Origin of the sequence: Reichenbachiella sp., from assembly GCF_033344935.1 — a bacterium.
Classification (GTDB): domain Bacteria; phylum Bacteroidota; class Bacteroidia; order Cytophagales; family Cyclobacteriaceae; genus Reichenbachiella.
In genome coordinates this window covers 1499647-1523467 of sequence record NZ_JAWPMM010000001.1, presented here as the reverse complement: position 1 = coordinate 1523467, position 23821 = coordinate 1499647, and the positions used below count along the sequence as shown (strand labels likewise).

The window sequence follows — 23821 nt, the reverse complement described above, 5'->3', positions numbered from 1 at the left end:
TGATCAAATCATCTAAAATCTAGGTGCACTTACGATTAAATCACAAGCCAAAAGAATGGGTAATTATTGACTAAAACAAGCCTTAAAATGAAGCCAGGCCAACGTAAACGATTACGTAACCGATTTCGTAAGCGAATAAAATTTTAATTTATAATCATTCTAAATAGTGATTACTAAATTTGTTAAACTCCCTATAATTGTGTTACTTGACTCTCATGAGAAGCCAGGTTACTTTAAAAGACATAGCAAAAATGTTGGGTGTAAGTGTACCGACAGTCTCTAGAGCACTGAAAGACTATCCTGACATTAGTAAAGAAACCAAGCAGAAAGTGCTAAACCTGGTAAAAGAGCTTAACTACACACCAAATCAATTTGCACTTAGCCTAAGAAAAAATAAATCGTTCACCATTGGCGTACTGATACCTGAGATAGTACATCACTTTTTTTCGACGGTGATCAGTGGCATTATGGAAGTGGCAGATGAAAAAGGATATAGTGTAATGCTCTTTCAATCTAACGAATCTCTGGAAAGAGAGTCAAGAGATGCCAAAGTCATGCTCAACGGCCGAGTAGATGGTTTGCTTATTTCACTTTCGAATGAAACTCAAAACCTAGATCATTTATCAGAATTTGAAAAAAATGATGTGCCAATCATTTATTTTGACAAAGTCCTGGCAGAAGCGAAAGGTTCTAAAGTGGTCGTTGATGATTTTAAAGGAGGCTATGACGCCACCCGACATTTGATAGATCAGGGCAATACCAACATCGCCTACATCAGAGGGCCACTCAAACCATTGAATTCAATCCAAAGGTTTAATGGTTTTAGACAAGCGCTTCAAGATGCTGGTTTACCATACAATGCAGACTTTATACGAGTCTGTAAAAAAGTATCCCAAGAAGAAGGATATGAGTTTACCATTGATTTGCTCAATCAAAAAACTCTTCCTGATAGCATCTTTGCGGCTACCGACAATGTAGCCATAGGTGTTATGCAAGCCATCAAAGAAAAAGGACTAAAAATACCAGGTGATATAGCTGTGGTTGGATTTAGTGATTGGAGAATGGCGGCTGCGGTAGAGCCACCCCTCACTTCAGTACGACAACCGGGGTTTGATATGGGTGTGTTAGCTGCTCAAACCTTATTCGATCAAATTGATAAGATTGAAAATGGTAAAACAATTATCCATATGACTCAAACGCTAGACACTGAATTAATCATTAGAAAGTCATCAGTCAAAACCCTTAATTCAATACAACAAACTAGTAAAGAGGTTACTTGAAGTCAATCCTGTCCAAGACGGATTTTCAGAAAAAGTGGCAAACCCACCGAAGTGGGTTAGATTTATTTAGCGATAAATAAAATCAATTGCCGATATGAATATGACACTTTTTGCTCAAATAGTTGGGCTACTTCCACGAGAAGATTTCGATAAATTAGTTGGACAGCATAATTCCAATAAGCATAGCAAAGGTCTGGATAGCTGGCATCAGCTAATTGCAATGGTATTTTGTCAATTTACCAAGTGTGAAGGGCTTCGTGATATTTGCAATGGACTAATGTCGGCACAAGGAAATTTAAATCACCTGGGCATCAGTCACCTAGTAAAACGATCTACTTTGAGCTATCAAAATACACATCGTAGTTGGGAGCTATTCAGAGATTTTTATCTCAAATGTAAGGAAAGGCTGTTTGAACAGGGTAATCGTAAAGACCGCAGGAAGTTAAGCAGGATAAAGGCGAAGATATTTATGTTAGATGCCAGTTTGATAGGTGTCTGCCTTAAAGTATTTGACTGGGCACATTACAGACAATGTAAGGGTGCGATGAAATTGCACATGCTCTTGGATTACGACAACTGCCGGCCTCAATATATGTATTTCACTGATGGAAGAAAGCATGAAGCTCCTGCTGCCAGGCAATTTAGCATGCCCAAAGGCAGTGTAGTAGTGGCAGACAGGGGTTTTCTTGACTTTAAACTCCTGCAACACTGGCATGAGCAGGGACTGAATTTTGTAGTCCGTTGTAGAGACGATGTGTCTTTGGAAACAATTGCCAGTTGTAGCAAAACAAAAATGCCAATTATGAAAGACGCCAAGATAAATTTGAGCCCAAATTCAAGAAAAGTGTATCAAAGGCCACTGCGCCTTGTAGAGATCTGGGATGAGGTGAATCAGAAAATTATCAGACTCTTAACCAATCAAAAGACTTGGACAGCACAAACCATCTCTGAGCTTTATAAACAGAGATGGTCAATAGAAATATTCTTTCGAGATATCAAAACTCATCTGAAAGTCAAAACCTTTATTGGTACAAGCCCAAATGCAGTATTGATCCAGCTATGGACCGCAATGCTGGCCATGCTGATCCTGAAATACCTTAAAATCAAGGCAAAATATAACTGGTCACTAGCTAATCTGATCAGCTTTATCAGAATCGCAATCCTATCTAAAATAGACTTGTTCAAATGGCTCAATCAGCCTTTCATCCCAGAAGGGTTTACATGCCCAGATGCCAGTCAACAACTATCATTCAATTTTATAAGGGAGATACCTCAAGAAAGTGGCTGAATATCGGAGGCTAAGGCCCGCATTACTACATATTCAAAACCACTTGGACAGGATTGACTTCGAGTAACCTCTTTACTTCTTTACTTCCAGCCTATGCCCCTCCCTGCAAGCCTAGGCGGACGGGACTATTCGCCAAGCAGATGTTTATTGATTTTCATGGGCATTTCGATTTTATCGATGAGGCCGGACAGATCAGACAAGAAAATTTTTTTATCTCTTATATTAATCAGGCCTGCATCCCTAAACTCCTTCAGCATTCTTCCTACACTCTCTCGGGTAGCTCCTATCAAATTGGATAAATCCTGACGCGACAATTCAATTCCTTGCCCATCATAGCGATTGTCTAATATCAAAAGAAAAAGTGCCAAACGAGGCATTTGTGCTTTTTGCGCCAGCACCGCAATGGTATTCGCCAATACCCCAAACTCATGCGCCATGTTTTGGATCATGGCTGATTTCATAGACGGGATGTCCTCCATTAACTGAAGTAGGTTTTCTTTGCTTATAAACCGGGCAGTCAGCGGCTCTAGTGCCTCACAAGAATCCTGGTACCGTTCATCGGATAATAGGGCATGATAGCCCAAAAAATCGCCTTTCTTATAGATGTAAAAAATTTGCTCCTGGTTGTCTATCACCTTCTTGTACTTCTTGGCCTTTCCTTCTGTGATATAAAATGCACCGGTTGGGATACCATCCTCATAAAACAACAGGTCTCCTCGTTTGAACGTGATGGTTTCAAAACATTCGATCACCTTTTCCTTTTGAGGTTTAGTCAAGCCACGAAGTAAGAAATCACTCTTGAAATCAAATTTTACAAGCAATTTTTTCATATCGAAGAATTTCTTACAAACAAACGGAATATGAAGAACGGAAAAAAATATCAGACCTAGTATTGTAGTGATATATATCCGTATATTTGTGACATATATCACGTTGTATTATTTCTCATTTAGCATTGGATCCGAATACACATTGCCCATGTGCGGATCCAATCTTTAATATAGTCCGATATGGAATTGCCAAAATTAAAGAAGCCACTTTTTATTGTATGCCCTGAATGTCATATTGAGCACTTAATAAAGAAAGAATTCGGTCATGACATTCTTTTCCTCAGTGCGCTGGGAGGAGAGTATTTATATGGCTCCATTGAAGAATATGAAGAGGTTTCACAGTTGATAGACCAAGAAAACGTCAATCAGGTTTACATAGTCAATTCTTGTGGCTGTACTTTTTTGGACGCCGTGATCTCAGGCAATCACTTCAAGGATACACCGGTTGAACAAACGCTGAACAACCTTTATTTTGATCACATAGAAGATTTACTACCTATCGAAGAGCACTCAGAAAGGATTCGAGTACTATCTGAGCTATTCATGAAAACTCAAGGCCAGAGACTGCTAAATTCTCCGTTTCTGGGCTCAAAGATCGAATCCGGCGAACTACAATGTGATGGCATTTTTATCGATGAGCATAAAGAATTGACTCCAATAGATTTATTAACTACTTCATCTAAACGTATCTAAACCATGAAAGCCTCGTATGAAAAATTGATCAAAGGAAATGAACAATGGGTGAAAGAAAAACTATCCCTGGACCCTAATTATTTTTCCAACCTGGCTAAAGGTCAAAAGCCTGAATTCTTATGGATTGGATGTTCGGACAGCCGAGTGCCCGCCAATGAAATCACCAAGACCGAATCTGGTGAAGTCTTTGTGCATCGAAACATTGCCAATCAGGTAATACACACTGACATCAATATGCTCAGCGTGTTGCAATATGCAGTTGAGTACCTCCACGTCAAGCACGTAATCGTGTGTGGACATTATGGATGTGGTGGAGTGAAAGCAGCTATGGATCATTCTTACGTGGGCTTAGTAGGCCGTTGGCTGGCTCACCTGAAGGACATCTATCAGAACAACAAGCATATACTGGATGAAATACCGGATGCAAACGAGCGTGAAAATAGGATGGTAGAACTCAACGTCATTGAGCAAGTTCATAATCTGGCAAAAACATCCTTTATTCAAAAAGCATGGAAAAACAGAGAGCTCGAAATCCATGGCTGGGTATATTCTTTGCACAACGGTAAGATTAAGGATCTGAATTGCAAATATGAAAGTATCGATCAGCTAGAACCCATCTATCGATTTTCCGGGTTGGATTAGCACAAAAATTACTTTTCGTCAAGACCTTTCCTGGCTGCGCGAAACCAACTTCCTCGTGAAGTGGAGGCCAATAAGTTACTATTGACAAATCTGCCCATAGAAGTAGATCACGAAACAGGTTCAAGAATGGGTGTGAAATTAAAGAGGCTGTCTCAAAAGCCAAGGAAACTGTCAGGCTGAGGTCCTCGAAGCCTTGCTGCTGACCGCAGGTGGACATTTCGAGTGCCTCAATGTGACAAAATTTGGGAGCATTGGGCTTTTGAGACAGCCTCTTTACTCCTCCTGTACTAATGTCATTGCTCCGCTTTTTCGACGGTGCCAGAGCTGGTGGCATTTACTTTCAGCTTCGGATCTCCCTTATAAATCACTTTTCCACCACTTACAACATTGGCTACTATCAAATCAGAAACAGAAACCTCGGCGCGGCCATTGCCATGCGCTTGCGCTGTTAGGGTTTTGCATTGTAGACCGTAGCCTTTGTACACGCCCGATGTATTCGAATTTACTTTTAGCGTTTCTGCTTTACCCGTAATCTCTAGTTTTCCTTTTCCGGAGGTGGTGACGTCTAATTTAGTCGCTTCCATGGCCAGTTGTACTTTTGCTGATCTACCTACGGACACGATTGCCGATTGGGTTTTAGCGGTCATATCTAGCTTAGCACCTGTCGTTGCTACTAATTTCAAACTACTGGCCGCTGGTACATCCTTCACACTGAGAGAGGACTTATTGCTGACGGTAATTCCTTCTATAGCACTCGCAGTATATATTTCGGCGCTAACAGATACCCCTTCTAGCTTCTTGGTGTTTTTAAATGTCAAAAGCAGCTCGCCGTCTACCATCTCAGAGGTGACATTATTCTCCTTAGTTCCATTAATGACCAGGACCACTTTATTGGAAGTACCCTTGAGCAACTCTGCCTGGATACCATAGTCTACGGACACGGCTTTAAATTCTCCTAATGCTCTCTCTACTTCCTGTTGAGCAAATAGTGGGGTGCTGCAGGAAGCGATAAGAAATGCGAATAATACGATGGTGTTTTTCATAATTAATAGAGGTTGATGTAAATAATTTTCTTGGCTAACGACAATCTAATCTAAATATTATACAATTTTAAAATCAACAGGGTTTTATTGAAGAGAGAACCACTTTAGATAATGATGAGCAAAACCCTTTTTAATTATGAATTAAGAGATTTAAAGCTTACGATTCTTGCGCTTCTTGGAGCTCCTTTAAAATTGATTGGCACTCTTTTTCAATCTTCTTGAGAAACGCACTTTTGCTACTCGCCTCTCCTGATGAGATTAGGTCAACTCCCTGATCAACCATCTGCTTGAATTCATCTACTTGCATAGTTGAAAAGGTGACCTGCATTTTATGGACTATGGTTTCTGCCCTTTTTACATCCATAGATTTGTATGCTTCAACAAACTCATTCTGAAACTCATTCATGCTATCTGCTGACAACTGCATCAACTTACTCTTAAAAATCTTGTCTCCTAGAGAGATTTGCTCAAATGCATCTCTAATATTCTTGGGGGTCTTATTTTCTAAAGGCGCAAGTGGAATTGCATCTTGAGATTCCAAGTCTAATGCAATGTGCTCGACTAACTTTGAGAACAACTCCTGCGGAGTAACTGGTTTGGTTATAAAATCATCCATTCCCACTTTTTTGGCTTTTATTCGGACCTCTTCCAGTACAGATGCTGTCAAAGCAAGAACAGGTAAAGATTTCTTTTTGGATTTGATCTTTTTAGCTGCATCGTATCCGTCTAAATTTGGCATCTGTAAATCCATGAGCACTAGATCGTAGTGATTGTTCAAAGCCTTCTCCACAGCAATCAATCCATCCGGCGCCTGCTCGGCTACCACACCCCATTGTGCCAGATATTTTTGAGCAATCATAAAATTTAGATCATTATCATCAGCGACGAGCACCTTTATATTAAAGGCTTCCAAATTTCTAAGCTCATTATTAGTAGAGTCAATTTGCTTCGTTTGTTTTTCGTCCCCTATAGGCAGGTTGATGTTGAAAGAAAAAGTAGATCCTTCCCCTAATTGACTGGTAAGCACTATTTGGCTATCCATTAAACTTAATAGCTTATTAGTGATAGAAAGTCCCAGACCTGTACCTCCATAGTTTCGGGTGGTGCTTTCCTCCTCTTGAGAAAACCTTTCAAATATCTTTTCGAAATTTTCTTTTGCTATTCCCTTTCCGGTATCTGATATGCTGATATTCAGGTCGACTTCTTTCTTTCGGGATTTGATGAATCTGGCAGCAAGCTTGACATGACCCTTTTGTGTAAATTTGATAGCATTAGAAACCAGGTTATTGATTACCTGACCAATTCGCACTGGATCTCCTTGAAAAACTTTTGGTAGTTGTTTGTCATAGTCTAATATTAGATCGAAACCTTTCTCCTTTGTCTTCAGCAGATTTGTTTGATGGATACTCGACATCAGGCTAAACAAATTAAAATCTGTTTTTTCAAGGGTTATTTTTCCAGCCTCAATTTTATTGTAATCGAGCACGTCATTGATGATAACCAATAAATTGTCTCCTGAAAATTTTAAAAGGTTCAGATTTTTAATCTGATCCGCTCGTGGGTTTTCGTTCAAAAGCAAATTGGTCAGTCCAATTATGCCATTAAGAGGTGTTCGAATTTCGTGACTCATCACGGATAAGAATTCGACCTTGGCTTGTGATGCTTTTTCTGCCTTCTCTTTCTCATTGATCAAATTACTGGTAATCCTTTGGCGAGATATTACCGACTCTACCCAATTGGCAAAAAGTAAAATAAAATCCTCATCTAGAGAATCGAAATTTTGTCTTCTTTTGTCTGGGGCCGAAAAATTAACAGTCCCATATTTCTCATTGTTTACCTGAATATGGTTTCCAATATAGGATTCAAGTTTGAATTGCTCATAACATGGGTGCGTTTTGTACTTGGACCTACTCATATCTGAAATGTACGTTACGCCATCATTTTGATAGGTGATATTGCAATAGGTCTCTTTGAATTTGAAAACTTGTCCTTTCTTAAGACCAGCTTCTGATGGAGCATAAAAATGTTTTACCGTATAATTATCCCCTTCGATCTTGCTTATAATTCCTATAGGCAAGTCCAAATATTGGCAAACTACTTCGATTCCTTTTTCTAGTAATTGATCATAATTCAAACTTGTCTCAGAGGCCAAATCATTGATCAATTGGAGACCCATCTGATATCTTTTTACCTTAGCTTCTTCTTCCTTTTTAGATGTAACATTACGAGAAGAGGTCTGAAAAGAAATCACCTCTTTGTTGTCGTTTAGAATGGGAGAAGCATGCGCCTCAAACCATAAATAATCACCACTCTTTTTTCGGAATCGATATTCTAAATTTGAAATAGATTTTCCAGCTCGAGCCATTTTATAGGCACCTTTTTTCAATTCATCCAAATCGTCTTTGTGGATAAACACTTCTGGGTTTTTCCCAATCAATTCTTCTTGATCATAGCCCAGCGCAGACTTTACGGAAGGAGAAATGTACTCGAATGACCCGTCCAAATGATGAAGACCAATCAAATCTTTCGAGTTTTCTGATACTAGCTCAAACAATTCAGCCTGATGTCTCAATTGATCCTGTAGATTTTTAATCTCTGATATGTTTTGTGCTACCGCTAACACTCGATACATTCCATTCTCATCAAAAAACATCTTGGTAGTTTGCCTTATCCAAATGGGATCAGATTTTGACTTTATTCTAAATTCATATCTGGTGACATCCGTCCTTTCATTCTCTTGCCGAGCATAAAAACGCTTTACAGCATCATTATCTTCTTCATACACTAGATTCAGATATTTCTTTCCAAGTAGTTCTTCATTGCTATATCCAGAAAGCGCCAAAGTAGGGGGATTGACATATAGATACCTTGCCTGATGATCGAGTTCGTAAATAATATCTTCTACATTTTCGAAAATATTCTTGTAATGAGCGTTGTTTATATTCGCCTCTCGAAGTGACTGTTCTACTTCCTTGAGTCTGGTAATATCTGTAGCCACACCGATATATCCATTAAGTGTGTTTTCACTACCTCTTAAGCCACTGACTGTTAATTGTACCGGAAATTTCGATCCATCCTTTCTTATATAAGTCCATTCTCGGGTTTCAAATCCACCTCTTGACGCTTTTTCAATGAAGACATCAATTCCTTCTATTTTCCTCCCTAACTCTTTGGACAATTCCTTTCCTCTTCGAATTACTTCTTGCCTATCGTGAATGATAGCTGGTGTTTCTTTCCCAACGACCTCTTCTGCCTTATATCCAAGTAAAATCTCAGCACCTTTACTAAAATCGGTGATGATGCCATCCAGATCTATAGCGATTGTAGAAACTAAACTAGAATTTAAAATAGATTGAGTCTTTTCATTAGAAATGATCAGCTCGTTTTCCAGGGCTTTGCTTTTGGAAATCTGCTCAACCAGATCTTCGTTCAATGACTTTATCCCTTGGTTCTTTTCTTTCAGCTCTTCATTGAGTTGTTTACGCCTTTTCGAGGTTCTCCAAAAGGAAAACAGAAAAATCAGCATCAAAGTAAGAACCGCCATAAGAGCATACGATTGCACTTTTTGAGCAGCAATCAACACTTCGTTTTTCTCCTCATTTATCTTTAGTACTCTATTCTCCTGATTTTGTCTTTCTAATTGAACGACATACAACAGGCTATCTAAGGCTCTAATTGCTTCAGAATTATTTAATTGATTGCCAATGTCTATGTATTTCCGCTGGTAAGCATACGCCTCCATACCTTCGCCTTGATCCGCGTGAATTTCAGCCAAGTAGAAATAGGCCTCCTTTTGAAATTCTAATAGATTTGAATGTTGTGAACGGGAAATAAACTCCTTCAATTGCTCTTCCGCGTCCTTATACATATCATTATAAAAAAGCGCTTTACCATACTGTAACAAGGCACGATTGATCAAGTCTTGATTTGCATATTTCATCGCTTCTTCCTTTGAAAGCCATGCTTGATCGACCGCCTTCTGGTATTGTCCAGCTCTGATATACAAAGCTGAAAGCCCTCTATACGTATTTACTGTAGTTGTAACATCTTGAGACTCCAGTGCTTTTTGCTTAGCTAAATCATAATGACTAAAAGCTTGATCCATGCTATCTAGGGTAGCATAGATTTGCGCCAGGTCTACGTGCGCATTTGCTTGAGATTTTTTATCAAAATATTTAATACGAATATCCAACCCTCGCTTTGTCGCCACAAGAGCCTCTCGATAATATCCTTGAGCAGAATACATTTCGCTGAGCCTTTTTAATCCATATGCGATGCCGTCTTGATCGTTGAGAGACTCGAAAATTTCCAATGCTTGTTTGCCATAGTCTATGGCTCTAGTATAATCGCCCTGATTGGAAAAAAATCGGCCTAAATTGTTCATTGAATGACCAAGTTGAATCGTATCCTTATGACTCTGGGCATACTGTCTTGCCTTTTCGTAATAATCGAAAGAAGCCAGACCGTCTCCTTTGTAATGGTAGGCAATACCTAAATAATTGTAATACTTCGCAATTCGATTGCTATCAGCAGTTTCTGACAACTTTTGAATAATCAATCGAGTAAAATAGAGGGTGCTATCAGGATAAATCTTCCTGAAATTCCATGCCAAGCTGTCCAAATATCCAACTTCCTCAGAGATGGCATTGACTTGCTTAGCCATCAAGATTCTGCCGCTACCCAATAGATTAAATAGTGAAAGAAATATTATAATAAGCCTACATAATTTTCTCTTGATGCTAAGCATTAGCACTAATATACAAAATTATTCTCCCTAAAAATTTCACATTGCTCCAAAGTAAAAAGCTCCGGAATGTGTTTTAAAACTTGAATGTGTTTCTATAAAACAGGATCTATTTAATGGGGTTATACCCTCAAAATCTTCTCCATCTTCTTGCCTCTGGCCAATTCATCGATGAGTTTGTCGAGGTAGCGGACTTCTTGCATGAGCGGCTCTTCGATGTCTTCTACTCGGATACCGCAGACTACCCCTTTGATTAGTTTTCTATTGGGATGGAGCTTTGGAGCTTCGGCGAAGAAAGTTTCGAAATTCGTTTTACTCTCGAGCACCTTTTCCAGGCCCTCCTGATCATATCCGGTTAGCCAGTAGATAATTTCATCTACTTCTGCTTTTGTACGCCCTTTTTTTTCTGCTTTGGTCACATAGTGCGGATAGACTCCAGCAAAGCTCATAGTATAGATGCGGTGTTTGGTCATTTAGCTGATAACTCGACTTATAGATGATTAAACTTAGTAAGGATTTATCAGCTAAACAATGTCTTAAATCAAAGCATCTTCTATTGAAGAAGAGCAAATCAAGTAGACGTAATACAAATCTTTATTATTTTGAGGCATGAAAAAGTCGGATAGAATATTTCTTATTGCAGCATTTGTCTCTTTTCTCCTTTCCGTTTCTTTATGGTTCAACGGTCAGAATGAGGCTGGGATTTTCGTAGGCCTTTGGGTGCCCTCTATTATATGCTGCGCCAATTACATCAAACTCATTGGAAAAAACGCTGACGACACATGATTATCACTAGCGAATTTATATTTATAGTGGGTGTTGTAGTTTTTAGCCTATGCGTTTACGCCGCGAATGTTGAACTTGGAAATAAGGATAAAACCTAAGCCCAGAATTCAACAAAGGAATGCTCTGGATCTAATTGCTTTTTTCGAGTAGCAATTTCTTCTATTAAATCTTCGTGATCTAATTGAGCAGCATCGTATTGTTTCCACAGATACATATTTAAGCTACTATCAAATTCTAATAATTGAGATTGAAAATACTCGTAACCAAAATATGCTGGAAGATTTAACACTTTCAGATAATAGAGCATGGTTAATTTTTTAGAAGTCAATGATATCACAGAAGTTTCTTTAAGCTTATGCATGATGGCATTAATCATGTCATTGTCTGTATTTCCTTCTATCCAATTTTCAACTTGAGCCACTTGATTAGATGATAAATCAACTTCATCAAATGTAACAGGCATAAGGTTTCGAATACTAGCCCTGATAAAATCCAAATTGACCAGCTGCTTGGTTAGAATCTTAAGGGCTTTTGCATCGAAAACAGTACTTATTGAGGCTTGATGCTTTACTGCTTCTATGAGTTCAGCAGGTGAAACTACCCCACTCGATAAATAAGGTAGAAACTTAGAGAAGTGATTATTCAATCTGGTTTTATAAGGATGTAATACAGGAACAGACTCCTTTTTCACATCATCCAAAATTTCCAAAACGCCTTCTGGAACCAGGGGGTCTGTTTCGGCTGACCGTAACTTCACACCCTTGATTTTAGTACAAAACTCATTAAAACTATATGGCAAGTTTCGAATAGGGAAGCTTAAATCCTGAAGATCAATCAAATAGTTTGAATCAAAATAATGGATGAATATGTTATTCTTTAACAGCATCAATTCCATTGACTCTAGTAGATTATTTAATGGAGATGTTGTATTTCGAGATATAAGAATTTGCTTACATCCGTGACTTACCAATACATCCACCAAAGCCTGCCTATGATCTTGATTGATAATGATTAACTCTTTATCCACCAAATAGAGTTTTCTCTTTAAGTATTCAATGCCACTCGAGATAAATTTTCTTTTGGTTAAGTTGATTTCAAAAAACTCGCAGGAATAAAATGAATCGTTGTAATCCAAATACACCGGAACGTAGTCTTTGCCTTGTGCGGTTACATAATCTAAAACAGGATGATCACTCAACCTTAGATCATTACTGAATAATACAAGTGACTTTTTCATATGGCAGTAGGGTTATGTCTTTCTAATAGGATTCAAAGCATGTTCATTGATCTTTGTCTAAATTTTCAATAGTAAAAAGCACTTTTTGTGCTTCTGCATATTTTTGATCACTTCTTGATCGATTAATAATCGAAAGCCTATGCGACTCGTTCAGCAACTGCGCATATTTCTCTTCTAATTTCTCTTTTTTACTCTTAAAAAATCCAAACATTTTTATAGTGGTTTAGTTTATAATTTAATTTTTGACAATCCGCCATCTACAGACAAAACCTGCCCAGTCACCCAACTACTGTCATCTGAAAGCAGAAAACCGACACTTTTCGCTATATCTTCAGCCTGTCCGATAGTTTGAAGTGGATGCCGTTTTTCATTATTTCTAACTTTCTCTGCCGAATTCAAAAACTTTTCAGTCAAAGGCGTATGGGTGATGGAAGGAGCAATGACATTCACGCGGATTTTCGGTGCAAATTCAGCAGCCAAGGAAACAGCCAAGCCTTCCAATGCTGACTTTGATGTGGATACCTGACTATGAAAATTGAATCCCAAAGATGCTGCTACACTCGAAAACAATACAATGCTTGAATGATCAGATTTTTGTAAACGTGCTAAAACTGCTTGAATCACTTTTATTGCTCCAATGACTTGCAATTCGAAATCCTCTCGAAAGCTCTGAGGAGAAAGACGGTTGAACGGGCCTACATTGACAGCACCAGGACAATAGACCAAGCCATCCAACTGATCTGGTAACCAAGAAAAATCCAATTCATCTTCCAACACATTCAACCTAAACCTGGATACATTCTCAATAGAATCCAGCTTCTCGTTGCTGTTATATGTACTGAAAATAGTGTGGCCAGAATCTGCCAGTAGCCGACTCGCCGCCAAACCGATTCCTGAAGTTCCACCGATGATCAAAATATTTTTCATTTGTTAAGTTTTTTCAAACTAACGCATGAAATATTTTTTTGTTCAGCTTTTTAATTATTTTCTTAGACATTAAAGACATTGAATTAAAATCTCTCATTATTCGATTCTCATTCTTTCAGACTCTTGTTGGCGTATTTTATAATTTGACTAAACAAAGAATTGGACGACAAGAGGACGTATTAGTACAATTCACAGTAGTTTTTGGAATAAGTACCGGAATGCTTTTTCAAATGACAAATCTTTAAGAATTTACTCTTGCTCATTTTCCTGAAAAACAACCTATGAAGAAACTGGTGATTCATATCCTCATTGCTATACTATGCTCAGGATATGGGTTCATAGATCAGTCCGATTCATTATTAATTAAACTCAAACAGAGCACATCAGATACGAACAAGGTCAAATTACTTGCCAAATTAGGGTTCGAGTACGCTTTCATTCATCTTGATTCCTCCAGACAATTTTCTGAGCAAGCCATCCATCTCGCAGATGAGATCAATTTCAGCAGAGGCAAAGCAGATGCACTGAATAACCTTGCTATTTCCTATGATATAGAAGGTAATCACGAAGTGGCCATCACCTACTTCTTGATGGCGCTGGATATTTACCAATCTTTGAAAGCCGAAGATGGCATGGCCAGAATATATAACAACTGTGGTATGGTCTATCAGAGTCTGGGAGACACAGCCAACTCGCTTGATTTTCACAAACGATCACTTCAAATTGAAAAGGAACTGGGAGACTCTTTGGGTATTGCCTACTCCATGACTCAGGTGGCCGCCTTGCACCTGCAGATGAAGGATTATGAGCGATCTCTTCCGCTCTATTTATCAGCATTGAGCATACTTCAATCTCAAAATGACATCCAAGGCTTAGCTTATGCCCATTGGGGTTTGGGTGAATTGTATATGGAAACGGGCGAATACAAATTAGCCCATACACATGCGAAAGAAGCCTTTTCTTATTTTGAAAATGAAGAAAATAAGAAAGGCATGTCTGAAACTTCATTGATTGTGGGTAAAACCTATTTAAATGAAAATCAAATCATTCAAGCTGAAGAATACCTGCTCAAAGCATTTGCTCTCAGTCAAGACCTCGGCACTCAAAATGTAACCTTAGAATGCCTGCTGAGCCTCACCGAATTGTACAAGGCCTTAAGCAACTATGAAGCAGCTCTTAGTTATCACGAAGATTACTCCAGATTGGAAGGTCAAATTCGAAAAAGTGAAATGACGAGCAACATCAAAGAAATAGAGTCCAACTACAATTTTGAACGACAGCAGCAGGAAATAGCCTTGTTGAATAAGGAAAACGCCTATCAAACCATCATAAGAAACATAGCCATAGGTGTATTGCTTGTGATCGCATGTCTACTTTTATTGTTGTATTGGGCGTATATGTCTAAAGCCAGAACGATGGAAGTTTTGGCCGATAAAAACGAGGAAATCATGCGTAAGAATGAGATCATCGAAAAAGAGAAACAAAACGCATTGATTGCGGCAAAGGCCAAAGCTGACTTTTTATCGGTGATGAGCCACGAAATTCGGACCCCCATGAATGTGGTCATTGGCTCCATTCATTTATTGCTGGAAGACAAGCCCAAACCACATCAGATTGAGACGCTCAACATGCTCAAGTTTTCTGCAGAAAACTTACTCACACTACTCAACGACATCCTTGATTTGAATAAACTGGAATCGGGAAAATTAGCATTGGAATCAACTTCATTTGATATCAACATGCTCGTCAGAGGTATTCGTGATGGGTTTGGTGAAGCCGCTAAGAAAAAAGGCATTGAACTGAAACTGGATATAGATAAGGATGTTCCACATCAACTGGTAGGCGATCCCGGCAGGCTGTCTCAGGTGCTGAACAACCTATTGAGCAATAGCGTCAAATTTACCGAAACAGGAATGGTCAAATTGAGTATTCAGACCATCAAAAAAGACAGTAAAAAAATCAAACTGAAATTTACAGTAGAAGACACAGGCATAGGAATAGAGCCAGAAAAACAACGAATAATATTCGACAAATTCATTCAAGTCGATTCTGAGACTACCCGTAAACATAGCGGCACTGGACTTGGTCTATCAATAACCAAACACATATTGAAGCTTTTCGGAAGTGAAATCAAATTGAAAAGTAAGCCGGGTAAAGGATCCAAATTCTCTTTCAAATTGAAATTCGCCACAGAACTCGTCTCTGAAAAAGACTACTCCTGAAGGGATAACAAATAGAAAACCCCAATCTTAGTCCGATCAGGGTTCCATTTTCATCACCTGTATAATCCTTTAATTTTCTTGTAACTCCTTGGCCTTACCATTTCTTGTCAAGCTTCCTGTATTCACAGTCATTTCCGACAAGGTCTTCCCTCCTCTAATTCCAAAATCCATCGTACGGATTGGGAATGGTATGGTAATATCATTGGCATCAAATGCTTTTTTCACGGCAATAATGGCATCACTTTGAGCTTTTAAATAACCAGGTTCATTTGGATAATGAACCCAAATCATCAATTTGAAATTGATAGAGCTATCACCAAACGCCGTGTAGTGTAGTTCGACTTCTTTGTTGGGCAATAAGTAGGGCAATTCTGATACCGCTTCAATGGCTACCTGTTTTACCTTCTCCAGATCGTCGGCATAAGAAACGCCCACCTCTAAATCAATCCTTCGATCAGAGGTTTTAGTATAATTCGTTACAGGCGATTGGAACACATCTTTATTTGGAATGATCACATGCAGGCCTTGAAAAGTTCTTAACATAGTCACTCGGAGATCTATTTTCTCCACCGTCCCCATAAAAGATTTGGTCTCAATAATGTCACCCAATTGAATAGGCTTTCTGAATGCTATCAAAACGCCTGAAATAAAATTGGCGGCAATGTCCTGAAAGGCAAAACCAAGTGCCAAACCAATAATACCAGCACCAGCCAATAGCGAGGTCACCGTCTGCTCTAAGTGCAACACATTTAGCGCTACCATCAAACCAATAGCTAGGGTGGTTAAATAAACCAGTGTAGTAAACAGACTATTGATTGCTTCTTTGGCTGAAAACCGAGCCATCAGTCTGTTGACCGCCATCTTCAACATTCGTGCGACGATATATGACACTACGAGTACAAATACTGCCACTACCATATTGGGCAGCAAGGCGGTGAGCGCCTCTAGCCAGCTGGATAGTTTTCCACTTAAAATTTCTATTGCTTTGTTCAAATTGAATTCCATTATAATGAGGGTTTAATAAACTAAAAAATGGCAGCGAGGATAGCTCCATGGCCTGAAATACGCTCTGGGTTTATCCTCGCTACTTAATTTTTTTCAGCTTACATCGTTGCTTTTTCAGCCACTTGATCAAGGATCTGTTTGCCTTGCGCTGATTTTTCCTTAATGGTTTTGTTCAATATTGTTTTGGCTTCGGCCAATTTCTGAGTCGCCGCCTTCTCCAAAGCATCTTTGTATTCTTTAGACTCATCTACCAACTTCTCTCTTGATTCTTTGCCACTCCTTGGCGCTGTCAAATATCCTGCTGCTAATCCTGCTCCTGCTCCTATTACAAATGATGCTATAAATTTTAACGCTTTCATGTTTATCTATTTTTAGTGAATAGCCCCAAAACCTTTGAGGCATTTATATTAAGTTTCTTGTTTTGGGTTATCCCTGGTGAGCAAAGGCGGTGAGCATCCAATGGTCTTTCTCCACTTGTTTCACATAGCCTTTCATCATTTCTTCGGTACCGCTGTCACCATTTTCAATAGCTACTTCTATTGTAGCAAACAAATGTTCCAATAGAATATGGTAATCTTTGATTATCTCCCTTACCATTTCCAGACCGGTGAGGTCTGTCCCTGATTCTTTAATTTCAGAGGTGTCAAGAAATTCTCTCAACGTACTCAGCGGCATCTGACCAAAAATCCTTATTCTTTCGGCGATCTCATCGATTATCACACTTGCCGTTTTGTACTGAACTTCAAACTTCTCATGGATATCGAAGAAGTCCCCACCTCGTACATTCCAATGAAAATTTCTGAGTTTCTGATAATGCACCGCATAGTTGGCCAACAGCTTATTCATGACATCTACAAGCTCTGCGGTTTCGAGCTTTGAATATCCAAGTGAGGCGTATGATTTCTTTTTCGGTTTTTGTATATCTAATATATTGTTATCCATAATCTTCTGATTTTATTGATTTACCAGAAGAGTTGCGAATAACGTACCAAGACCGCATGACGCTCTATGGCGTCTTTTTATTCATTTTCTTGGAGATTTATGAGGAGATCAATAAGAATTTGGGAAATATTTTCCTCACTCTGTCGAAAAACTAATGGTGAAAATTGTGCCTTTTCCGACTTCACTTTCGGCCTGGATGTTTCCTTTGTGACTTCGCACAATATTTTGAACAGTCGTCAGTCCCAATCCAGTTCCTTCTGTTTTACCGGTAAAGAATGGCTCGAACAACTTGCTCATGTCCTCTTTGCTCAGTCCCTTACCATTGTCTCGTACTTTTACCACTACCCGATCTCCGTCTAGCGAACTAGATACATGTAGTTCCCCATGATCCGGCTTCATGGCTTCGATCGCATTGATAAAGAGATTAAGCAAAGCAATATTCATTTGATCGGCATCCAATGCAATATCAGGCAGATCTTCTTGTAGATCCTCATGCAGCACCATGTTTTGCAAGTTCAGTCTATCTCTAACCAGGCCAATGGATTGATTAATAACGGCATTTACAGACTGCTTTACCAACTTCAAATCTTTGGGTTTTGAAGAATTAAGTAGATCTGTAATGAGTTGTCCAATTCGTTCGGAATTTCTTTTGATAATGGAAAAATAAAGATCTGCATCTTCTATCTCTTCAGTGACTTCATCCCTAAGTTGCTCTAACGCCAGCGTCAAATTGGTGAGTGGGTTTCGAACTTCATGCGCAATAGTTCTGGCGATTTTTCCTGTCATCGAAAGCTTTTCTGCTTGTACGAGTTCTTTATCCGCCAGTCGTCTTTTGGTCATATCCCTGATCACTCCGATGTAACTTTTCTCTTTGCTCTCTGGATCGATCAGCAAGACACAGTTGACAATACAAATCTTCTTATTACCCTCTGCATCGTGCATTTCGAGTTCGTACTCCTCCAGTCGTTTGTCATTGGTCAAGGTCTTTTTGAATCCTTTGTATTCCTGAGGATCCAATATCAAGTCTTTCAACGTAAGCTTGAGCAAAGCTTCTTCATTATATCTAAATAGCTCCAACAGCGAACTATTGACATCTAAAAATCGAAATTTGGCATCGGCCTGGAAAATGGCATCAATCGATTCTTCAAATAACTTTTGGTACTTTTTCTCCCTAGCCTCAACTTCTAAAATAGCCTCTTTCAGATCAGAAACATCCTGAAAAGTAACCGTAACACCATCTCCCATTTTTACAATGGCGATTTTGTACCACTTATCCGTATTGTTTCCTGAATAATGTTGTTCGAAGGTCTTTAGCTCACCAGATTCAACGACTTGCTTGTAGCTATCAAACAGGCCATCGGTTTTATTGTGAGGCAATACATCCAGCAGCTTATGGTCCAACAATTGCTTAGAATCAAATCCTAGAATTTCTTCGGCTACATCGTTGACAAACTGCCACTCAAAATCAGTGATTTCCTCATTGTTTCTTACCGCCTTGAGCGTCATGATACCATTAAAGGCGCTATCGAGAATACTTTTGAGTAGTCTTTCTACAGCGCCTTCATTCAATCCTTCGATCTGTTCCAATGCTTTTAAGTTAGATGTCTAAAAGATAAATTTCATCTTGACAGTAATTTAAGAAAACAACGTCCATTGTACTAAGCATCAATACCGTAGGCTCTCATTTTATTGTAGAGCGTTTTTCTATCCACACCGAGCAGTTCGGCTGTTTTACTTTTATTCTTGTTAGTTTTTTCCAGCACCAATAGGATGGCTTGCTTTTCGGCTTGTTCGGCCACGGCTTTCAAACTTGATGGGATACCACCGCTGAACACCATATCCATTTCATCATCTGCAGCCATAGGTGTAAGGATCTCTTGGGGTAAGCACTCTGCACCTATTTTATCTGTTGTGCAAAGTAAAACACCACGTTTAATGACATTTTTCAGCTCTCGCAAATTGCCTGGCCAGCTATAGGTTCTGAATATCTGAATGACATCAGGAGCAAATCCTTTTATATCTTTATTTAATTGCTGATTGGCCAATGTCAAAAAGTGCTGAGCGAATACTTCAATATCATCGGGGCGCTCTTTGAGTCCAGACAGTTCAATTTTAAATTCATTGAGTCGAAAGTAAATGTCCTCACGAAATTCGCCAGACTTTACTTTTTCTCTTAGGTTTTCATTGGTGGCCACCAAGACACGCACATCCACTGCTTTCTCTTCTGCACCTCCCACTTTTCGCACGACACGTTCTTGCAGCACCCGCAGCAGGTTGAGTTGATTTTCATAGCTCAAGTTTCCTATTTCATCCAGAAATAGCGTACCACCATTGGCTCTTTCGAAACAGCCTTTTTTATCCTGCACAGCTCCAGTAAATGCACCTTTCACGTGGCCAAATAATTCGCTGGCAGCTAATTCCATGGGCAAAGCACCACAGTCTACTGCCACGAAGGGCTTTTTATCTCTATGGCTTTTTTCGTGTATCGCTTTAGCCACATATTCTTTTCCGGTTCCCGTTTCGCCTTCAATCACCACAGACATATCGGTAGCTGCGATCAAGTCAATATGCTTGATGACAGCCTTCGCTTGATGACTGACTCCGGCTATGTAGTCTGTGGGCGAGACTACTTGTTTTTTAGGATTTTCTGACGCTGTATTTGATTCTGTTTGAGTAGTCGATTGTTGAGTTTTTGTACTCAAAGCTTGCTCGACAGTGACCAATATTTCATCTGGATAAAGCGGCTTGGTTACATAGTCATATGCTCCTTTTTTAAGTGCATCAACTGCCACTCTCACATCCGAATATCCCGTAATAATGATCACCTGAATGTCCGGACTAATTATCTTGATTTTTTGGAGAATCTCTAGTCCTGTGTAATCAGGCAACTTGAAATCACAGATTACCAAATCCACCTCATTAGCCTTTAGCCATTTGATAGCATCTTCGCCGTTGGGTTGGCTAAAGGCCTCGTAGCCCTTCTTTGTAAAATACTTTTTGAGCAATAGGCAAATATCAGGCTCATCATCAACTATGAGAATTTTTTTCATATAGGTTTATCTCGATTCTAGCCCTTGTATGGCTTCTATAATCTGGCTTTTGGTAAATGGTTTTTTGATGAATGAATGCACCTTTTCCTCTTCTACTCGCTGCATTTCATAAGCTCCATCATGCGCGCTAATCACGATTACACGCGCATGAGGCGATTGAGCGCGAATGAGTGGGATCAGGTCAAAACCGGTTCCATCCGGAAGGTTTAAATCAAGCAAGTATGCCTGATACTTTTCTTCCTGCACTTTGACCCTGGCTGCAGTTATTCTATTGACATGTTCAGCTTCCAACCCTTCTTTAGTCAGGATTCGAGAAACCATCAATCCAATGTCGTCTTCATCATCTACAATGAGGGCTCTGGCCTGCATCTCAGTTTATTTTGGTCATGTGTAATATATTTCTCAAGTTAGCTCAATATTGATGGAAGCCAAAGTAAAACCGCAACAGCTAGATCGCAGATTCTAATGAAAATATAGATTCAAAAACGGCTTTGGTATCTTCCAACTCATTAATGATGTCGGTTGTATCAGTAAGCTGACTCATTAATAATGCTTTGAGAAACTCATCATATTGGGCGTCTGTGATCAACTGCTTGTATAGTTTTTCAATCTTACTCTCTCTATCTAAACAATAATCCAAGATTTCAGTTTCCCAGCCTTGCAAAAGCAAATGATCTAGTTCAATTTCTAATTTGTCGTGCTCCGGTTTGACCATGACCAAAACCTCTAACATTAGTCTTTCGAAAGTTTCGTCATGCTGGTCTATGATCCCTTTGATGAATTTCATTTTCCGTTCTGCCAAAGTGATCAATTGATCTTTTGCGGGTTGATCAGACATGCGCAATGAAGACATGCGGTAGGTAATTTCTGCCAATTTTAGTTCTCCGATGAGTTGTTTGATTCTAATATCCATTTTTGTCATTCTTTATTAATTCACTTTTAAATAAATCAAAGAACCAAGCTCACCAAATGCTTGCTTGGTCCTCTTCACTGCTGGCTTAATTGATCAATTCTTCAGCTTCAAGTGTCAGGCTATCAATTTTTGCTTGATAGACAATCAACACTTCCTCTGACTCCTGTTTAATCTCATCCCAGCTTTCTGATGTTGATTCCGAGATCTCTACGAGTTCATTAGCCATATGAGTTCTTTGTTTTTTAAGTTTATCCAGCGTGGCCGTTAGTTCTTCTTTCGTCTCATCTGTTGCGCCTTCCAACTCATTGTCCAAACTGGATATTTTCTTATCCAAAGCCTCAATCGCATCGTTGTATTCGCCTTTTAGCTTTTTCTTGGCTGCCAACGCTTCTTCTTTCACTTCTTCCACAGCCTCTGCAGCTTCAGATTTGTTGTTGTTCGAAGAGCAACTGGCCAATGTGATGATCAGCACTAATGTTAAAAGATGAGTGTAATTATTACTATTTCTAAAATTCATATTCTATGTTGTATTTAAAACTTCAATCAAGAGGACTCTCCTCTTTCCTACAATTTGATTAATGAGTTGCCAAAATCATTCCTTTTGATAAAACAGCCTCCAAATAGCTCTAAACCTTAAATCGACTAATTAAAAGAGAATGAATTTCAACAATATCGTAATGGGTGGGGATATTTTTCCACACTAGATCAGACCTGTTCTACCAGGACTGGTACTTCTGTTTCGTGGATGACCTTTTCTGCCAGGCTTCCCTCGAAGAAGGTCCAGAAACTGGATTTTTGATACGTTTTCATCAAGATCAAACCTGGGTGGATTTTATCGACAACTTTCATAATGCCGTTTACCTCTCCTTTGTTTGAAACTATATGGATTCTAAAATTTCTGATCTTTAATGCTTTAACCAAAGCTGACATTTTAGGCAAAATATCTGCCTCGTTGAGCAGTTCGGTAGTATTGACATTTACAAAATGAATGGTCGCTCCGTGATTTTCCAATAATCGACACATGTCGTACAAACGGGTGGGTAATTCTGTACTTAAGTCAGTAGCAATCAACACATCGTCTAATGAAACGTCTGCATAATTAGATACTGCCAGTACTGGAATACCTGACTTTCGTATCATTTTTTCGGTATTGTTTCCAGAGAATTTCTCAATTAAATTGCTACTCCCAGAAGTACCCGATACAATCAAGTCTACTTTAATATCGTCTAATAAGTCATTCATCCCTGAATTGAGCGTATCACTTACTATATAGATCTGACCTCTCAAGTCTTCACTCAAATAGAGATCCATTTCCGTTTTCAGCTTTCTTAGCACATGGATCTTTTCGCGTTCCATTTGCTGTTCCTGCACTACTTTATTGACACTCATAGAATTGTCTCCAGGATATACCGGTGTAACCACTGGATGATAAGGAAGGAAATGCACAACGTGTACCTTGCCTTTAAATTTTGTCGCAAACTGATTGGCAGCCTTTAAACCTGCCACTGATTCTTTGGTAAAATCTATGGGAACTAATAAGTTTTTTATGTCTTTCATGATTGTGTCTTTAATGCTGTACTTCGCAGTGTACGTCTATTAAAGAAAAAATCAATCCAAGAGGCAAATAGGCCCCTACTAGCATTTTCAACAGATTTCTATAAACCAGTGTGTTCCATTCTCGACTCAATTGGGGAATATGCTCCACAGTCAGACTATATTATTGTTTGTCACTTGATAGCGGTTATCCGTCCGTCAACCCTTATTTAGGACCAAATTATTCCATACATTGAAAGTCCAACTATTCGAAAGAAATGAAAAATATTAAAAGCGTTTTAATTCCATTAGTTCTCTTTGTTTTATGCACAGGCTTTCGAAGCGAGGATAGATTAAAATTTTATTGGGGCGAAAAAGAGATCGCGTACACATCGGGTGTAAGCCTTACTGAAATCAATCAACCCAATAATGCAAATACATTGCGATATGTCATTCGTAAAGACTTGATTGAGGAACTTGGGTATCGAAATACTAAAGTAGAAATCAACCTTGTGAGAAGTGGGGTCAGCATTTATGCTCATCGATTCGACGATGTCCTATCTAACCAAACACTAAAAATTCAAAACATTTATTCTTCCTTGCGTGCGGGAGATACTATTCTGATCCAATTAAAAGGCGTAGAAGGTATTTTACCACAAATCATTGGGATCAAAATCAAAGCGTAG

The 23821-nt window shown here is 39.0% G+C and carries 23 protein-coding genes; 7 read left to right on the top strand and 16 right to left on the bottom strand.

Going from position 1 to position 23821, the window contains the following annotated elements:
• Positions 1-215 precede the first annotated feature (215 nt).
• Together R8N23_RS06565 and R8N23_RS06560 are read left to right on the top strand one after the other, a co-directional pair.
• The gene (locus R8N23_RS06565; protein WP_318170772.1) at positions 216-1280 is read left to right on the top strand and encodes a LacI family DNA-binding transcriptional regulator; all 1065 of its coding nucleotides are present in this window, start codon (positions 216-218) and stop codon (positions 1278-1280) included.
• Between the two features lie 94 nt (positions 1281-1374).
• A complete protein-coding gene (locus tag R8N23_RS06560; RefSeq protein ID WP_318170771.1) occupies positions 1375-2568 on the top strand; it encodes an IS4 family transposase in 1194 nt (397 codons plus the stop codon).
• 125 nt (positions 2569-2693) lie between these two features.
• Here the strand turns inward: R8N23_RS06560 and R8N23_RS06555 are convergent, their stop codons facing one another.
• Positions 2694-3398, bottom strand: coding sequence for a Crp/Fnr family transcriptional regulator (locus R8N23_RS06555; protein ID WP_318170770.1), 705 nt, complete (start codon positions 3396-3398; stop codon positions 2694-2696).
• Positions 3399-3578: 180 nt separating this feature from the next.
• Between R8N23_RS06555 and R8N23_RS06550 the strand changes: the two genes are divergently transcribed.
• Together R8N23_RS06550 and can are read left to right on the top strand one after the other, a co-directional pair.
• Complete coding sequence (locus R8N23_RS06550) at positions 3579-4091, top strand: hypothetical protein (RefSeq protein ID WP_318170769.1); 513 nt, start codon at positions 3579-3581, stop codon at positions 4089-4091.
• A 3-nt stretch (positions 4092-4094) separates the two neighbouring features.
• Positions 4095-4733, top strand: coding sequence for a carbonate dehydratase (can, locus tag R8N23_RS06545; protein WP_318170768.1), 639 nt, complete (start codon positions 4095-4097; stop codon positions 4731-4733).
• Between the two features lie 293 nt (positions 4734-5026).
• On the opposite strand, the gene R8N23_RS06540 is transcribed toward can, so the two are convergent.
• From R8N23_RS06540 to R8N23_RS06530, 3 genes are all read right to left on the bottom strand, one after another.
• Entirely contained in the window at positions 5027-5776 is a 750-nt protein-coding gene (locus R8N23_RS06540; protein WP_318170766.1) for a GIN domain-containing protein, read from the bottom strand.
• Between the two features lie 157 nt (positions 5777-5933).
• Positions 5934-10439, bottom strand: a complete 4506-nt coding sequence (locus R8N23_RS06535) for a PAS domain S-box protein (RefSeq protein ID WP_318170765.1) — start codon at positions 10437-10439, stop codon at positions 5934-5936.
• A gap of 203 nt (positions 10440-10642) precedes the next feature.
• Positions 10643-10993, bottom strand: a complete 351-nt coding sequence (locus tag R8N23_RS06530) for a DUF2200 domain-containing protein (protein ID WP_318170764.1) — start codon at positions 10991-10993, stop codon at positions 10643-10645.
• Between the two features lie 136 nt (positions 10994-11129).
• Between R8N23_RS06530 and R8N23_RS06525 the strand changes: the two genes are divergently transcribed.
• Positions 11130-11306 carry a hypothetical protein gene (locus tag R8N23_RS06525; protein ID WP_318170763.1) on the top strand — a complete coding sequence of 59 codons (177 nt, stop codon included), beginning with the start codon at positions 11130-11132 and terminating at the stop codon, positions 11304-11306.
• Between the two features lie 94 nt (positions 11307-11400).
• Here the strand turns inward: R8N23_RS06525 and R8N23_RS06520 are convergent, their stop codons facing one another.
• From R8N23_RS06520 to R8N23_RS06510, 3 genes are read right to left on the bottom strand one after another with little or no spacing between them, the layout of a single operon-like run.
• Positions 11401-12543 (bottom strand): deoxyribodipyrimidine photo-lyase, encoded by a 1143-nt coding sequence (locus R8N23_RS06520; RefSeq protein ID WP_318170762.1) that lies wholly within the window; start codon positions 12541-12543, stop codon positions 11401-11403.
• 43 nt (positions 12544-12586) lie between these two features.
• On the bottom strand, positions 12587-12754 hold the full coding sequence (locus R8N23_RS06515; protein ID WP_318170761.1) for a Lacal_2735 family protein: 168 nt from the start codon (positions 12752-12754) through the stop codon (positions 12587-12589).
• Between the two features lie 17 nt (positions 12755-12771).
• The gene (locus R8N23_RS06510; protein WP_318170760.1) at positions 12772-13470 is read right to left on the bottom strand and encodes an SDR family oxidoreductase; all 699 of its coding nucleotides are present in this window, start codon (positions 13468-13470) and stop codon (positions 12772-12774) included.
• A gap of 281 nt (positions 13471-13751) precedes the next feature.
• On the opposite strand from R8N23_RS06510, the gene R8N23_RS06505 reads away from it, so the two are divergent.
• Positions 13752-15692, top strand: a complete 1941-nt coding sequence (locus tag R8N23_RS06505; RefSeq protein WP_318170759.1) for an ATP-binding protein — start codon at positions 13752-13754, stop codon at positions 15690-15692.
• A gap of 69 nt (positions 15693-15761) precedes the next feature.
• Here R8N23_RS06505 and R8N23_RS06500 read toward each other — a convergent pair whose 3' ends face one another.
• The 9 genes from R8N23_RS06500 to R8N23_RS06460 form a co-directional block, all read right to left on the bottom strand.
• Positions 15762-16697 carry a mechanosensitive ion channel family protein gene (locus tag R8N23_RS06500; RefSeq protein ID WP_318170758.1) on the bottom strand — a complete coding sequence of 312 codons (936 nt, stop codon included), beginning with the start codon at positions 16695-16697 and terminating at the stop codon, positions 15762-15764.
• A gap of 98 nt (positions 16698-16795) precedes the next feature.
• Positions 16796-17056, bottom strand: a complete 261-nt coding sequence (locus tag R8N23_RS06495) for a YtxH domain-containing protein (protein ID WP_318170757.1) — start codon at positions 17054-17056, stop codon at positions 16796-16798.
• A 67-nt stretch (positions 17057-17123) separates the two neighbouring features.
• Complete coding sequence (locus R8N23_RS06490; protein ID WP_318170756.1) at positions 17124-17639, bottom strand: DNA starvation/stationary phase protection protein; 516 nt, start codon at positions 17637-17639, stop codon at positions 17124-17126.
• A gap of 135 nt (positions 17640-17774) precedes the next feature.
• On the bottom strand, positions 17775-19226 hold the full coding sequence (locus R8N23_RS06485) for an ATP-binding protein (RefSeq protein ID WP_318170755.1): 1452 nt from the start codon (positions 19224-19226) through the stop codon (positions 17775-17777).
• Positions 19227-19297: 71 nt separating this feature from the next.
• Entirely contained in the window at positions 19298-20689 is a 1392-nt protein-coding gene (locus R8N23_RS06480; RefSeq protein WP_318170754.1) for a sigma-54 dependent transcriptional regulator, read from the bottom strand.
• A gap of 6 nt (positions 20690-20695) precedes the next feature.
• Positions 20696-21058 carry a response regulator gene (locus tag R8N23_RS06475; protein WP_318170753.1) on the bottom strand — a complete coding sequence of 121 codons (363 nt, stop codon included), beginning with the start codon at positions 21056-21058 and terminating at the stop codon, positions 20696-20698.
• Between the two features lie 79 nt (positions 21059-21137).
• On the bottom strand, positions 21138-21602 hold the full coding sequence (locus R8N23_RS06470; RefSeq protein WP_318170752.1) for a hypothetical protein: 465 nt from the start codon (positions 21600-21602) through the stop codon (positions 21138-21140).
• 85 nt (positions 21603-21687) lie between these two features.
• On the bottom strand, positions 21688-22119 hold the full coding sequence (locus tag R8N23_RS06465; protein ID WP_318170751.1) for a hypothetical protein: 432 nt from the start codon (positions 22117-22119) through the stop codon (positions 21688-21690).
• Positions 22120-22307: 188 nt separating this feature from the next.
• Entirely contained in the window at positions 22308-23159 is an 852-nt protein-coding gene (locus tag R8N23_RS06460) for a universal stress protein (RefSeq protein ID WP_318170750.1), read from the bottom strand.
• Positions 23160-23413: 254 nt separating this feature from the next.
• Between R8N23_RS06460 and R8N23_RS06455 the strand changes: the two genes are divergently transcribed.
• Complete coding sequence (locus R8N23_RS06455; protein ID WP_318170749.1) at positions 23414-23821, top strand: hypothetical protein; 408 nt, start codon at positions 23414-23416, stop codon at positions 23819-23821.